Source organism: Microvirga lotononidis, from assembly GCF_034627025.1.
In the GTDB taxonomy this organism is placed as follows: domain Bacteria; phylum Pseudomonadota; class Alphaproteobacteria; order Rhizobiales; family Beijerinckiaceae; genus Microvirga; species Microvirga lotononidis.
In genome coordinates this window covers 424,919-439,574 of the sequence record NZ_CP141049.1, presented here as the reverse complement: position 1 = coordinate 439,574, position 14,656 = coordinate 424,919, and the positions used below count along the sequence as shown (strand labels likewise).

General features: G+C 58.3%; 13 protein-coding genes and 2 pseudogenes. 1 reads left to right on the top strand and 14 read right to left on the bottom strand.

The genetic code is table 11. From position 1 onward, the window contains the following. Nucleotides 1–7: 7 nt before the first annotated feature. The 9 genes and pseudogenes from U0023_RS25545 to U0023_RS25505 form a co-directional block, all read right to left on the bottom strand. Entirely contained in the window at nt 8–1,078 is a 1,071-nt protein-coding gene (locus U0023_RS25545; RefSeq protein WP_009762474.1) for an ABC transporter substrate-binding protein, read from the bottom strand. Nucleotides 1,079–1,132: 54 nt separating this feature from the next. After that, nucleotides 1,133–2,098 (bottom strand): membrane dipeptidase, encoded by a 966-nt coding sequence (locus U0023_RS25540; protein ID WP_009762473.1) that lies wholly within the window; start codon nt 2,096–2,098, stop codon nt 1,133–1,135. A 14-nt stretch (nt 2,099–2,112) separates the two neighbouring features. Then, the gene (locus U0023_RS25535) at nt 2,113–2,841 is read right to left on the bottom strand and encodes a hypothetical protein (protein ID WP_009762472.1); all 729 of its coding nucleotides are present in this window, start codon (nt 2,839–2,841) and stop codon (nt 2,113–2,115) included. Further along, entirely contained in the window at nt 2,838–4,514 is a 1,677-nt protein-coding gene (locus U0023_RS25530) for a hypothetical protein (RefSeq protein ID WP_052600628.1), read from the bottom strand. The genes U0023_RS25535 and U0023_RS25530 overlap by 4 nt, the downstream gene beginning before the upstream one ends. A gap of 50 nt (nt 4,515–4,564) precedes the next feature. Next, nucleotides 4,565–5,095 (bottom strand): IclR family transcriptional regulator, encoded by a 531-nt coding sequence (locus tag U0023_RS25525; protein WP_245273010.1) that lies wholly within the window; start codon nt 5,093–5,095, stop codon nt 4,565–4,567. 78 nt (nt 5,096–5,173) lie between these two features. Beyond that, nucleotides 5,174–5,287: pseudogene (locus U0023_RS25520) on the bottom strand (helix-turn-helix domain-containing protein); the annotation flags it as partial. A gap of 307 nt (nt 5,288–5,594) precedes the next feature. After that, nucleotides 5,595–6,326, bottom strand: a complete 732-nt coding sequence (locus tag U0023_RS25515) for a DUF3626 domain-containing protein (RefSeq protein ID WP_009762469.1) — start codon at nt 6,324–6,326, stop codon at nt 5,595–5,597. A 390-nt stretch (nt 6,327–6,716) separates the two neighbouring features. Then, a complete protein-coding gene (locus tag U0023_RS25510; RefSeq protein WP_009762468.1) occupies nt 6,717–7,397 on the bottom strand; it encodes a TetR/AcrR family transcriptional regulator in 681 nt (226 codons plus the stop codon). Beyond that, nucleotides 7,381–8,817 (bottom strand): amidase, encoded by a 1,437-nt coding sequence (locus U0023_RS25505; RefSeq protein WP_009762467.1) that lies wholly within the window; start codon nt 8,815–8,817, stop codon nt 7,381–7,383. The genes U0023_RS25510 and U0023_RS25505 overlap by 17 nt, the downstream gene beginning before the upstream one ends. A gap of 462 nt (nt 8,818–9,279) precedes the next feature. On the opposite strand from U0023_RS25505, the gene U0023_RS25500 reads away from it, so the two are divergent. Next, nucleotides 9,280–10,020, top strand: a complete 741-nt coding sequence (locus tag U0023_RS25500; RefSeq protein ID WP_009762465.1) for a class I SAM-dependent methyltransferase — start codon at nt 9,280–9,282, stop codon at nt 10,018–10,020. A gap of 89 nt (nt 10,021–10,109) precedes the next feature. Here U0023_RS25500 and U0023_RS25495 read toward each other — a convergent pair. From U0023_RS25495 to U0023_RS25470, 5 genes and pseudogenes are all read right to left on the bottom strand, one after another. Next, a pseudogene (locus U0023_RS25495) lies at nt 10,110–10,517 on the bottom strand (isochorismatase family protein); the annotation flags it as partial. Nucleotides 10,518–10,913: 396 nt separating this feature from the next. Continuing rightward, nucleotides 10,914–11,708 (bottom strand): ABC transporter permease, encoded by a 795-nt coding sequence (locus tag U0023_RS25485; RefSeq protein WP_009762464.1) that lies wholly within the window; start codon nt 11,706–11,708, stop codon nt 10,914–10,916. After that, nucleotides 11,705–12,466 carry an ABC transporter permease gene (locus U0023_RS25480; RefSeq protein ID WP_009762463.1) on the bottom strand — a complete coding sequence of 254 codons (762 nt, stop codon included), beginning with the start codon at nt 12,464–12,466 and terminating at the stop codon, nt 11,705–11,707. Before U0023_RS25480 ends, U0023_RS25485 begins: the two co-directional genes overlap by 4 nt. After that, nucleotides 12,463–13,290: an ABC transporter ATP-binding protein gene (locus tag U0023_RS25475; RefSeq protein ID WP_009762462.1), complete on the bottom strand. Its 828-nt coding sequence runs from the start codon at nt 13,288–13,290 to the stop codon at nt 12,463–12,465. Before U0023_RS25475 ends, U0023_RS25480 begins: the two co-directional genes overlap by 4 nt. A gap of 5 nt (nt 13,291–13,295) precedes the next feature. After that, the gene (locus U0023_RS25470; protein WP_322883840.1) at nt 13,296–14,633 is read right to left on the bottom strand and encodes an amidohydrolase family protein; all 1,338 of its coding nucleotides are present in this window, start codon (nt 14,631–14,633) and stop codon (nt 13,296–13,298) included. Between the last annotated feature and the right edge of the window lie 23 nt (nt 14,634–14,656).

The window sequence follows — 14,656 nt, the reverse complement described above, 5'->3', positions numbered from 1 at the left end:
TCTACCGTTAACTTGAGATCCAGCGGTCGAAGCGCTGGTTGAGTTCATCCAATTGTGGAGCGATCTTCTCTGGATCGAGGACGATTGCCTGCTTGAAATTCTCCGGGTAGGTCGGCATCAACTTCGCCTGTTCGGGAGAAATGAAGTCAAACGCCTTTGGGTTAAGCGGGCCATTCTTATCCCGCAAGCAGAACTCGGCCAGCCGTTCCGCCTTGACGGCCGATTGAATGAAGCGCCACGCGTTTTCGGCTCGCGGTGTCCCCTTAGCCACGACCCAGAACGCCTGATCCAGAAGCGCTTGGTTCCAGACAATTTCAACAGGCACATTCGCTTCCACGAGCTTCCCGGCCTGTCCGGTCCACATTCCAATCATTTCGACTTCCCCGTCTCGAACCAACTGGGCCGACTGGGGGCCTTGAGTCCACAGGACCCGAAGATGAGGCTTGAGCCTGTCCAAGGCCGCGAAACCTCGGTCGAGATCGTACGGGAACAGCTGCTCCGGTGCGACGCCGTCAGCAAGGAGGGCGAAGGCAAGCGTCCGGGCAGCGTAGCGTTGGAGCGATCGTGAACCTTTGAACCTCTGAACATCCCAGAAGTCCCGCCAGTTTTGCGGCCCGCCATTCGGGAAATGATCCTTTCGGTACACGATGGCGTTCGAGAAGGCATGAGACTTCACGCCATTCATAATCACTGCGCCATCCCAAAGGGCCGAACGATCGATGGCGCTGCCCTCGATGGGTTCAATGATCTTCGCGGCGTGAGCCCGACCGAGCTCGGCCACACCAAGAGTCGTGACATCGAATTCGTAAACACCGGTGCGTGCCTGTGCCGCTAGCTTCGCAAACGATACCGGTGAGACGGTTTTGATCTCAATGCCGGTTTCCTTTGTGAATGGCTTGAACCAAACGTCACGCGCAACTTCGTCCCACAGGCCACCCCATGTATTGACATACAGGACCTTCTCGGAGGCCTCTGCGCGCTTGATGAAGGGCATGGCCAGAAGCGCGCTTGCTCCAGCTGTTAGCAAGGTTCTGCGAGAGATCCCGTCAATTCTGTTGGCTGCCTTGCCGATCTTCACTGGTATCCTCCCTGGCTGTTGTTTGAACTTCTTCGCCACTGAGCGCGATCGGCGTCAGCCGAATACCGCGCTGTAGACACGCATCCAATTCCCTGACGTGATTTTTTGAACTTCTTCAGCGGAAAAGCCGATTGCCGCAAGCCCATCGTGAAGAACGCCGAGTTCACCTGGAGAGGAAAGCCACTGTGGCTTTGCTACTTTGCCAGGTCGGGCCTCTGAGCCGGCACCGTATTGGACCCCGCGGGTCCAGCGACCTTTCCGCATCCAGTCGAGGTCGGCTTGTGTGGTATTGTGTCCTTCATCGGTTCCGATGGCGACGTGGTCTATCCCCGCGATATCGACCGTGCGGGCAACCATCTCACACCACCCCTTGACTGAGGCGCATGCCTCCTCGGGAGTGATGTTGCGGTAGGTGGCGCAGCCAATAACCCCGCCGTTATCCTTCAGAGCTCTCAGAACGGCGTCACTTTTGTTGCGCTTATGGGGAAAGATGCTCGCGGCATTTGCGTGAGTGATCGCCACTGGTCGTTCGGAGAAACGGATGACATCAAGAGTTGTCCGGTCTCCCACATGGGAGAGGTCGATAAGAATGCCGGTCCGGTTCATTTCACGAACAACTTCTCGCCCAAACCGGGCAAGGCCGCTATCGTTCTCCTCGTAGCAGCTGCCACCGAGCTCGTTTTGATTGTTGTAGGTTAGCTGGACCACCCGAACGCCGAGGTCGGCGAACAACTCCACAAAGGCGATCCGGTCCTCAAAGAGGTTGGTGTTCTGAAACCCGAGGAGTACAGCAACCCGTCCGGTCTCGTGGGCTCTCTGAATATCCGCGACATTTTTCGCGATCAGCATGAGGTCAGACGAGGAGCGCTCGAGCTCACGCCACTGGGTAATCGCGTCCAGAGACTCGATCGTACCTTCCCAGAAGCCAAGCGTTGGGGTCACGCAGGTGAACCCGCCCCTCTTTAGATCAATGAATACGTCGCGGGTGAAATGTCCGCACTGCAGGCCGTCAATGAGCATTTTCGTATATCCACCTAGTGGTCGAGTGAAGCATCTTGGGCTGACCCTCTCAGCTGCTTGGCGAGCAGAGAGAGGTCTGTGTCATCTTCGTCCTGACGGCCAATGACCCGGCCATCAGCCTCCACGATGATGGCACCGGCGTGCCTTCGCGATTCAAACGAATCGGGCGCTAGTGCCTCGCTCGATAGCCGGAAGAGGTCCCACCAAGTCGTCGTCGGCACCATCAGTCCTTCCCGACGAACCGGGTCGAGGGGATCTCGAGAGAACCCTATTGGCATCGGTCGTACGGAAACTCGGGCTACTTCACGAACGCGGTCCCACGAGATCTCCGCGGTGAAACCCTGCTTCTGCAGAAAGGGCTCAACGACGCGAACCTCGCCCGGTGCAACCATGCCCGATATGCTTATCTCACCAGGCCCGCCACAGCGGACATCATCCACCAACAGGTCAGATAGAAGCGGCGCGATAACCCACGCATGTTGCCCTGCACAGTCGAGCCGCATGGGCTGAACATCGTGGTCCAGCGTTACCTGCCACTGTTCCGAGGCTCGGAGCAGTTGAATGTTCTTACGGAGGCTGGCGAAGCCTCCGAGGCCCAGCATTGCCGAGTAAAGAGCGCTGTCTCGCGTCGACCCAACTTGGCCAGGGTCAAGCTTCGCAACATGCATGAGCCGTTCCAAGACCATGCGGCACTCCCTGAGGCTCACACGAAGATTGTGATCGGATCCGAATTCGCTGCTCATATTGCTGGCTCCGCAGGGTAAAACCATTGCGTGTCCCCGTCACCGTTAGCGAGATCGTGTGCGGTCGGAGCGCCGTGGAAGAGAACTCCGCGTAGGTTCCGATTTAGGAAGTCGCGTGCCTTATCGATTCCATGGATTCCGACGTTAAGGAGCCGCGTGATATGTGCGGGCACAAAGTCCTCACTCATAATATCGGAGTGGACGGAGTGGTACGGGAGGCCTGCCAGCGCTTGGGCCCTGGTCACAATTGCGCGGTGTGATGGATTTGCAAGGAGGAACCGCGCGACGCTCATCGCAGGGTCTGCCGTACTGAGATCAGCGTCCAGCCGCACGATCAGGCGTGGCAAGTCGAGCCCGAGGTTGACAACGTCGCCGACTTCCTCCCTTGGCCCCCGTCGCGGCTCCTCGGCTGTCTGTGATTTATACCAGACGTACCGCTGAGAACGTTCCGACACCAAATCCAGGTTGAAGGCCCAAGCGTAATCATTCTGGACGATGTCGCGCAGGCGCCGGACGGTCATTTCGGGACGAAGTGTCGGCTCTTCATCCACGATCAAGGTTTGAACCAGTCTATCGGCGACTACCGGGACGAGTTCGATGAGCAGGGAGTGAAGCGTTTCAAGGGCCTCATCATGGATCCGTCCCTGCAGCGTCTCACAAAGCTCAGCAAACGGCAGGGCGGCGACCGCCTCGCGCCTTGCATAGCGCGAGCGCAAATCTTCCGCCTCACGCAACGCGATCTCCAGATTATCTGCAACGATGTCGCTCTTGGTAAATGCTTCGTAGACGACGCGATCCTCTCGGCGGAACCGAATTGCCTTCCGAAGTAGGGCGATCAGGTCGTCAACCTCCTTGCCGTCGGGTTGCGGCACGAGCATTTTCGCGTGTGCGAGAGCCTCCTCCCTGATGAAGATCCATCGATCTATCAGCCGGGGATGATTGTTGACAAAGAGCATGAGACCAAGGGCGGAGCCATTGCCGACACCGAGGTAACGGGCAAGCTCCGGAGCCATTGAAACAGCCTCGGGGGAACGAAGGCGCGCCAGATGATTCAGAAGGTCCTCCGCAAAGACCCGCATCATGTAAGCAGATAACATCTGCGCGGACAGTGACCACCGGAGTGGGTGGTCAGCCTCAAGCGTCAGGAATGTGCGCGTTCCGAAGGTCCCGTTGCCATCAAGACCTGTGTTTCGCATGAGGTAGCAGGTCTTGCCCAACGGGGCGACATCCGGCTGGCGCCCTGAGGCCAATGCATCCAGCGCGAAATCAAAGAACCGTGCACTCCGGTTTGAGCGGCACCAGGTTAGGGTACCGGGTGTCGCGCGGCCCTCGTAGAGTTTCGGGAGTTCTCGGCGGGTCGTCTCGAGATCCTCAGATGTGATCTCGCCTTCGATTAGTGCCCCCATCATGTCCCAAGCCCGTCCGATGATCCGACCGGTGCGCCCTTCAGGTGACGGTTCGAACGAGTAGACTGGAAATGAGAAAAGATAGTTTCCGGTATCGATTATATACAGCGCGGTTCCGCGGGCACGCTCGTCGATCTCGAAGCGTCTGCACTCGATCTTCCAGCGCTCTCGGATAGCTTGGTTCATTAAAGCCCGAGAGGCACTGATGCGTGATGGCTGAATGGCCGCCAATCGATCGGGTGTCATGAGTTCTGATGCGGGGCGCATCAGCTTGCGGAGAAGATGGTTCTCCCGCAAATCAAGGTTCAAGGCTACGTTCACTCGTTGGCTCCACGGATGCGGGCAGTGGCTTTGGAAGCGGCTTGCGTGACAATTCTGGAACTCAGATCCATGTCGAATCCGTTTGTCGGCCCAGAGATGGAAAGGGCGGCGATGCATTCTCCACGTACACCGAACACTGGCGCTGCAACGGCGGTTACTGTTCGTGGCCCGAGCGGTCCGGAAACCGCAAAGCCACGCTCGCGCACCTCGGAAAGCATGGCTGGATCTCCGAGTTCAATACCAGCGCGCTCGAGGCGGCTGATGGTGTCAGGTGAGGCGTGAGCAACAAGGACGCGTCCCGTCGCCGAGCCAGACAGCGGGAGGCGGCTTCCAATCCGCAGATCGGCACGTAGGAGGCCACGGGACTCAACTCGGTTGATGATGACCGACTCAGTTCCTTCAAGAACGGCCAGGGAAGCAGTCTCGCCACTTTCGGCCACTGTCTCCTGCAGGATACCAAGCAGGCGGGTGCCGATGCCTGCCTGCTCCATCGCGATTGTCGCGTGATGGACAACCTTCAGGGTCAACCGATATCGCCCGTCATCTGACTGCTCGACCCATCCTGCTTCTACGAGGGTCACGAGCCGTTGGAGGGTCGTCGCGCGCGCCTCTCCAAGCATGCGAGAGACATCGGCCAACCGCAGCGGCTCGGTGGAGGAGGCAATGATGTCCAGGGCTGCGAAGGCCTTCAGGACTGAGGACAGCGGACGAACGCTCACTGAAGTTGTCTTCTAAAAGAATACAGTGTATTCTATTCTTGCACGGATCAGGTGACTGTCAACGGCAAAGTTGCCGGCCCACGTATCCTGCGCCAGCCCGGCACGTGCGGCGCCATAACCTAAGCCGCGCCGAACCCTGGTTCATCTGGCAAGCATGAAATATCGTCGAGGATGTTTTTGTCGTTCCGAGACTGGCCGGGATTTAGATCTCCGCATAAACGAGAGCGCTGTGCCCTTCTCCTCTTGGCCGATCAGGTCACAGACACAGGCCGACTTAGGATCGTTCTGTTCGCGGTTGGAAATTGCCTCAGATCCTGTCTGCATGAAACTCGGCGATGGGGCCACCGAACCTCGCAACGCAATGCCAGACCTGCTTGAGAGACTGCGGAGCAGCCCTTTTAAATCGTAGGGCCAAGCCGATCTCGCGGGGTGTCACTGAACCATCCACTGCAATGGAGGCAGCTAGCTCGGCAACCTCCAGCCCACGATACGCCGCGCAGTCCTCAATCTGACTGACGGGCATCCGAAATCCGGGATGCCATTCGAGAGCAAAGGGCAGTGTCGCTGCCACCGCTTCTATGGGTGTGTTGCGGTAGCACGAATCCAGGACTATGGCCTCCACGTCCTCGGCCAGTATCAACGGGCCATGCACGTGGGCTTCGATGTAGCTGTCCAGCACGTCCATCGCAGCTCGCCCCTTTTCTGCCAGGGCAATGAGGCTCATGCGGTCGGATACACCGAAATCAACCGGATCTAGGTAGCTATCAGGATAGCAGAACGTGGTGCGAGCCAGAACGTGGGGGCGCAGCCGCAGGTGTGAAGAGCCAAAACGCGGCGAACCGCCTGTCACGCTTCTGAGATAGTTCAGAGCTCCGTATTTTGGGCGCAGGTCTGGGGCCACGTTATCATAGGCAGTGCCGAACATCTCGCTTTCCCACCGCCAACGGTCGCCGCTAGGGTGAGCTGTGATGCCGCCGTTGCTCGTGCCGGTTTCGAACTGCGAGCGATAGATTCCCTCCTGTGCGAGCGCCTCAATCATCAACCGGCCCCGATGCGGGGTATCGGGGTGGAAGTTCAGGGTGACCGGCAATCCAGCGGGAACTGGAGAGCCTCCAGATCGGCTGCGAACGTGACGAATCGCTTTATCGACGCATGGATGATGCTTGGATCTGCTGTTCGATACGTCTGCCATATCTGTGACGCTGCTCTTGGAGCTTGCTGAGCGAAGGGCTTCAGCCCAGTTTTTCAGGTGGAGTCAAGCCTTGACGTCACCCATAGACAGGCTTTCGTGAAATCGATGATCCGGAACGTCTCTGAATAGCATGAAGCTGAAGTTGACCAAGCGTCAGGAAATGCGAAGGGCCGGCGTCCAGACGGATGCTCATAGAGAGAGCTTTCGATCTTTTGCGGTCATTCCGGTCTTGTGTGCTCATTCCGTGCGGTCGTCGGTTGTCCAGCCGCGGCGGTCCACAGCACTCGAAGGCGTTCGTCCGGGTTTCTCAGGATCGAGCACGGCCTGGAGCCCGGCGAGCTGGTAAGTCCAGAAGGCAGCGAAAGCCGCTTGGATCCCGTCGCGGTTCTCGAAGTTTTCGAGGATATCGGCAATCATATCAATTGTGTTGGTGAAGAGCCGAACGAGCACGAAGCGAACCTCAGGAGAAGCCGTCTCGCCATGGCTCTGCCGTTCAAGGAAGCGCAACGAAAGGCGCTCCATCTCACGGATCAGGAGATCGCGGATGTAGTCAAAACGTGTACCATCGGCACCGCGCAGAAGAATGAGGACGGCCAGCCGATGCTCGATCCAGAAGGAGAGCAATTCTTGGGCAGGCTGTGACTGATCTGCTTGCCCCGAGCTCCAATTTTCGCGGATTTCCAGTTCGCGGATGCGAGCGCGCACAAGGCGCAGTAGGCGGGAAGCAATGGCCGGTGTCACAAGAGCGTTTAGCAATCCCTCCTTGTTAGGATAATACTTGTAGATATTGCTAGTCGTGACATGCGCACCTTGCGCCACCTCGGCGAGCGTGGCCGCCCCATAACCCTTCTCGGCAAAAACGTGGGCGGCGGACCTTAGGATGTTCTGGCGGACATCGTCTTTAAGCCGTTGCGGCATACAAGCGATCCATAAGGGAATTGAACCGGGACTGCCAAGGCAGCGCTTCTTCCAGTTGCAAGGCCAGGGAGAACAGAAGGGCATCATTCCCAGTAGCCGCGCTGAAGTGGCTGCCCAGCGGCAAACCGGCAGGCGTCCAATAAAGCGGCATCGACATCGCTGGCCATCCGGCGAGCGATGCCGGGAATGTGTAACTTGCCACTCTCGCAATAAAGGCGTTGAGCTCTTCCACGTCTTTGTCCGGCGTATATCTGCCAAGTTCGAATGCTGGAAAGCCGACGGTCGGGCAGAGCAGGACATCAAAACACGCTATCGTTCTTTTGGCGACTGCCGCTGCGGACGAAAGGGTTTCGAGGGCCCTGATGCAAGCTTCCTGCGGCATGGCACGAGCCTGCTCCGCCAACCTCCGTGTGTAGGGCTCGAGGTTATCCTCGTTATAGGCGCTGCCCAGCATGTTGCGGAAGAATTCCAGCCCGCTTGCAACCATGTTTGCCGAAAGGGTGAAGAAGGCTTCACTGGCCGCCTTCGTGTCCATTGGGGGCGAACTTATTTCGATGACCGAATGTCCCAAAGCTTCGCACACCCGCATGGCTAGCTCGAGGCCCGCCGCAGCATCAGGATCAGGGGCATTGCCGAAACCATCGTTGCGATAGGCGCCGATCCTGAACGGCCTTCGATTGGCCCGAAGCTCATTAAGTGACGGCATGCGCTGATCGTTGTCTTGTCGCTCCGTTGCCTGAAGCCAAGCGAGACTGTCGCGCACTGACCGGCTGACGCAATGTTCGCTGAGGAACTGCACGCTCGGACTACTCTCGGGCAGCCCATTGGATTGTGTGCGTCCGCGACTTGGTTTGAAGCCGAAGAGCCCGCAGAATGAGGATGGGCCACGGATCGAGCCACCCCCGTCGGATGCATGCGCGATCGGCACCATGCCAGATGCGACCGCGGCAACGGCGCCGCCAGACGACCCGCCTGACGAGAGGCTCAAATTCCATGGATTGCGCACGGGGTTGCCGGCGACGGGCTCGGTTGTGCCCAGGAGAGCGAATTCAGAGGTTGCACTTTTTCCCAGCACGACAAGACCGGCCGCATCCAGTGCGTCCGTATAGGGGGAGCCGCTCGGCATGGGAAACTGCGGCAGGAATCTCCCACCCATTCCGAGCGGAAGCCCTGGATAGGGTAGGACATCCTTGATCAGAGTGGGCACGCCACCAAACAATGCGTCCTTGGAGACCACGCGGGCACGGCGACGGGCTTGGTCGAAGTCAAACGATACCACCGCATTGAGAAGCGGGTTTAGGCGTTCGATACGTTCGATAGCGGCATCGGTCAGTTCCAAGGCCGAGACTTCTCCTGTGCGCACCAACTCGACCTGGGCACAAGCATCCAGACTGGCAATTGACGTGGCTGAAACTGACATATCGGCTCCGTGAACTTGATCCCTAAAAGAGAATATCTGATTCTTTTTTCAGATCAAGGACGCAGGAAGCTTGCCGTAAACTCCGGCCTACTAGGTCTTGAGCCAATCGAGAGCGGCGCCGAGGTAGAGCAGGATCACCGAGGGATCGAAACGGCGGACCTTGAGCATTCTACACCTCCGGCGCCTGTCAGAGGCATCGATCGAACTGAGTTACCGATGAGTTTGCGACAGTTCCTGCTGTGCCGCAGACTTGACACTGCCTGAGATCCCACCATGATCTCGGCCATGGTCGAGAAGGACACCCATATTGTCGCCCGGTTGGCCGGCATCCCCAAGGCGGGGTGCCGGGATGTCGACCACGCAAGCTGAACATGCGGATCGCCAACCCTGGCCTCGCCCCTCGTGGACGAGGTCTTTCGGCTTGGAAACGTGCCTCGTCCTCCATTCCCTATGGAGCTAAACATGGCACAGAATATCTACGACAATCCCAACTTCTTTGCTGGCTACAGCCAGTTGCCGCGACAGGTTCACGGGCTTGACGGTGCGCCCGAATGGCCGGCAATCCGGGCGATGCTGCCTGCGCTCACGGGCAAGCGCGTGGCCGATTTAGGGTGCGGCTTCGGTTGGGCATCGCGCTGGATGCGCGCGCAAGGCGCGGTCTCGGTGCTTGGCCTCGATCTGTCGCAGAACATGATTGCCCGCGCTAAAGCCGATACCTCGGACCCCGCCATCGAATATCAGATCGCAGATCTCGAGACGCTGGAACTGCCTGAGGCCACTTTCGACGTCGTCTACAGCGCTCTGACGTTCCACTATGTCAAAGACTTCCGGCGCCTCACGCGTATGATTCATAAGACGCTCGTTCCCGGCGGAGATCTGGTCTTTACGGCTGAGCATCCGATCTTCATGTCTGCGGCACATCCGGATTGGATCATCGATAAAGACGGCCGCAAGACATGGCCGGTCAACGGCTACTCACTTGAGGGCGAGCGCCGCACGGACTGGTTCGCCAAAGGCGTGTTGAAGTTTCACCGGACCATCGGCACGACGCTCAATACGCTGATCGATGCGGGATTCCAACTGCGCCGGGTCGAGGAATTTGCTCCGACACGCGAACAGATCGAGCAGTTGCCTGAACTGGCTGAAGAACTCGAACGGCCGATGATGCTTCTAGTCTCCGCTCGAAAGATAGAAACGCGCTAGGCGTCAAGCCGCCCGTGCCACATGACACGGGCGGCTTGCGGTTTGAATGTCAATTCGACATCTACGGCGGTCTAGCTTTCAGACAGTCATCAAAAGATGGCCGGCGAGTCGGAGCGCGCTGCTACAAAACGGACTTCATGCGACGCCGCACATATCTTTATCTCGTCGCCAAGCGACCATTCTGCCGCTCGCGCCGCTATCGCTGCGGGAATCGCTTCTGATCCTAGAGCGTCGGACGCTTTGTCGGACCCGCCCGGATCCCACCTCTGCCCAACGGAGAGGGCTGGGGTGTTGTGGACCCGTCTTTCAGTCCGACGCTCTAGGCCAGCCGGAATGTCGTAAGTTGCATGTGCGTCGTGCGGCAGCAAAACACCGTAACCATGCTCCATGACTGCCCGCGCTGTAGCAGCGAGGCACATATCCGAGAGCATTCCGCATATCGCGGCCGTCCGTATGCCGAAGCTGGTAAGGATAGTGTGCACATCAGTTCCGTCGAACTGTTGTTGCCCCTTAAAGAGCGTACATGGCTTCCAGCGTTTGACGGGCCGCGGTGAACTCGCGGGGTGAACGATAGCCGAGAGCCCGATTCAGGTGAAGCTGGTTGTAATGAGCAAACCAGCCCGGCCATCATGGACCGGGCATCCGGGCAAGAGCCGACACGGGCATAATCGCGCTTGATCGTGCGCATGAAGGCCTCAGCTGGCCTGCCCCATGCGGGTGATCCGAGTGTGATGTTAATTCAGCGTTGGTCTAGACCTGCCCCCATATGTGATCCACGAGCTATGCAACTTTCCGGGCGTGACTGGTTCGGGGCGACTCGCTCCCGCGATTACCCCATGTGGACGCCCCCCAATGGCCTTGGTGTGCCAAAGTGGAGGTGTTGATCGTCAGGCTCAGCTCCAGTGCTGGCGTACTTTCTTCTCAAATCTCGAAGCAGCGAGGAAGGACATGACCGAGATGACGGTTGCAATAGCACTCGCGCCTAATGCACGGCTCATGTCGAGGTCTGCTCGAGCAGCGTGGAAAAGATGTCCCAATCCACTCGTCCCCATCAGAAACTCTGCAACCATTGCAGCCAGGATGCTGTTGGCTGCGGCAAGGCGTAGCGCCACCGCCCATTCCGGAACAGCCGCTGGAATAGCCAGCAGCCAGAGACGTCGAAGGGTAGGAGCTCCGAGAGCCCGAAAGAGATCATCACTTCCTGGCGGCGGTGCACGCAGGCCTGCAGTCGTGAACACGAATGCGGGGAAGAACGAGATGATCACCACAATCGCGAGCACAGTTCGGATATCATAGCCGAAGATGCGCGCAAGGACCGGGATGAGGGCGACTACAGGGACTGATGCAAAAATCAGTCCCAATGGTGTTAAAAGCCCCGCCAGAATCCGGGATAGCCACGTCAGTATTGCGAGGGCGGTTCCAATGATCATACCTAGGATTAAACCTACTACTGCAAGTAACAGGGTTTGCGCCGTGCTTGCGAAGTAGACGCCAGGCGCCGAGGCGATGTCCGAGACTACATCCAGCGGGCGTGGCATCACGATTGTATTCAGCTGGGAGAGGTTAACCCAGAGTTCCCAGAGGAGGACAATTGCCAGAACACCCCACAGGCTCTGCAGGGATGTCAAAAGCTTCCCGACAGCTTTGCCGCGGATACCCTTGGTTGCCATTGGCTGGAGTTCACTCATCGGAAGCGGCGCGCCACATAGTGCTGTAAGAGACCAAGCAGGCCAAACAAGGTCAGAGACACCAGGACCGCCAGGAGAACAGCGCTCCAGAGCAAGGGAATCTGGAAATTCTGCATTGCATTGATCACAAGCACACCCAAGCCACGAGGTGCTCCAAACCACTCGCCAACAATGACTCCGATGAGCGCTGCGGGGGCAGCCAGCCGCATCCCACTGGCGAGAACTGGCAATGCCGCCGGAAGATCAAGCCTCACAAACTGAGTTAGGCGCGTGCCTCCAAGTACATGAACGAGGTCCTGCAAGGGTCGCGGCACGGAGCCTAACCCGGACGAGGTCGCAACATAGCTTACGAAGAAGACGCTCAGGGCAGCCAGTGCTGCCGGGGTAGCGTTTCGACCTAGGAACAGGATGAAGAGAGGAGCGAGTGCGATGGACGGGATGGCATGAATGACCGCACTTGTGCGATCCAAGCCTAGCTTCAGTGAAGGGGTGAGATGAGCCAGGGCAGCGGCAATGATGCCACTGATCAGTCCGATCAGGTATCCAACAGTCAAAGCTTCGAGGCTCGCGGCGAGCGCGCGGGCAAATAGGCTCCACCGTGCTGGAGTGCCTAACAGCGCGAGTACCTCAGTGAGCGGCGGCCAACTCAGCCCAAGCAACCTAAGCCGGCCAACCACTTCCCAGAGGCCAAGAAATATCCCAACGCCAAGCGAGCCAAGCAACAGTGTTCGAATGCGCTCTGAGAGGACGACGCTCATAAAGTTTCCTCGACAGGTGTTTCAAGTGCGTCTGTCAGCTCGTCACAGAGCCGGTGAAACGCCTCACTGCGCATAATGTCGGCATGGCGAGGACGGGCGAACGGCACCTCAAGCGTGCGGATGACACGACCCGGCCGGCCACTTAGAACGATGATGCGGTCAGCCAAGAAAAGGGCCTCATCGACGGCGTGGGTGACCAGAAGCGTCGTGATCCGCTGCTCGGACCAAATCCGTTGCAGTTCAATGTTCATCTGCCGTCGCGTGACCGCATCCAAGGCTCCGAATGGCTCATCCAGGAGGAGGACATCCGGAGCCAAAATGAGCGCCCGCGCGATTGCCACACGCTGCCTCATTCCACCGGACAGTTGCTTGGGACGTGCCCGCTCAAAACCAGCGAGGCCAACCAAGCGGATCAGTTCCGACACCCGCTTTACATCAACAGGTAAGCCCGCCACCTTGTACGGAAGCGCCACATTAGCTGCGACATCCAGCCAGGGAAGAAGGGCATGGTCCTGAAATGCGACGCCGAGACGATGCTGTCGAGCGAGTTCAGCGGGCGGTCGGCCATTCACCTCAACCACGCCACTCGTCGGACTTTCGAGCGACGCCACAAGCCTTAGAATTGTGCTCTTACCGCATCCGCTTGGGCCAAGAAGCGCCACAAACTCGCTCTGCCCGAGTTCAAGCGACATATCCCTGAGCGCTTGGATCTCGCGACCATCGTCAAGCTGGAACTGCTTGGTAACTTCTGATACCCGGATCGAGGGTGCGGTCGCAGTATCTGAACTGCGCGAGGAGTGGGGCGCCAACGTGCTGATCCGCATGGAAGTCAGGCCACCAGTGCGTCAAATCGGGCCATGATTTCGGGGCGCCGCCGAGCCAGACGGTGCTGAATCTCCTCCATGTCCACAGTCAGGATTTCCCGATCCTTCATAACAAGTTTCCCGTCAACGATCACGGTCCTGACGTCGCGACCAACACTCACGGTCGAGGCGATAAAGAGCGGGTCCTTGGCGCCCATCTGATCAGCGTCAGTGACATCAACGAGGATGAGATCAGCACGCTTACCGACCTCCAAACTTCCGATCTCGTCTTCAATGCCCAGTGCCCTTGCGCCGCCCTGGGTCGCAACCTTAAGCAACTCTTCCGCGCTCATAGGAATGCGTGTGTGAAATTGATGACCAATGCTGGCTTGCTGGCCGACGCGTGCCACGTGCGCGACCTGAAACATATCGAGCGTTCCAGCCGAGGCTGCTCCATCTGTCCCCAATCCGATATCAATTCCTCGACGCCACATCTCCTGCAGGCGGGGAATGCCAATTCCATAATTGCCGAAGGCGCAATGGCAGGCTGAGACGCGGTTCTTGGCGTAAAGATCAACTTCATCGGGCGACAGGAGTACGGAGTGGGCACAGTGGAGATGCCGGCTGAGTACACCAAGATCATCGAGGTATTCCGTCGGGCGCTTCCCGAAGTTCTCGAGTGCGTAATCCACCTCATAGGTGCCCTCTGCAAGATGCGTATGGATCTTGACGTCGAGATCCTTGGCGGCGCTCGCCATGGCCGTAATAAGCTCGGGCGTGCAGACGATGATTTGTCGGAGAGAGAGCCAAGCCTTCACCCGGTCTTCCTTCCGCCAGCGCTTTACCAAGCTGACGTTGCGATCATAGGCCTGCTCAGTGGTCATCAGCATCGAACCAGGAACGGTACGTCCCGCAAAGCCTGTGTTTTGATCCACTGTTGACAAGGCAACAAAGCCCCGGATTCCAACATCAACGGCCGCCCGCGCCATCTCATCAGGATGCGGACCGCCCGCCTCGGCGAAGCAGGTGGTACCAACCGAAATCATATTTGTGTAAGCGACAAGTCCGCTCAGATGAACGTCTTCGGGTTCGAGGAGGCTCTCAAACGGAACAAAATAGTTCTTCCACGGCGGATTACGTAACGGACGCGACCGGCTGAGCTCCGCAAGTTTACCGCGCAGGAGTTGCTGGGCGGTATGGACATGGGCATCAATGAGGCCAGGAAGAGCAATCCGACTGGAACCGTCGATAACAGAAGCCGCTTTGGGCAGGATACCTGCCTCAGCAGATGGCCCAATCCAGACAATACGTCCGCCTGCAATGGCAATAGCCGCATTGGCTAGGACAGCTCCGCCCTTGTCCATTGTAACGGCATCACATCCTTTGA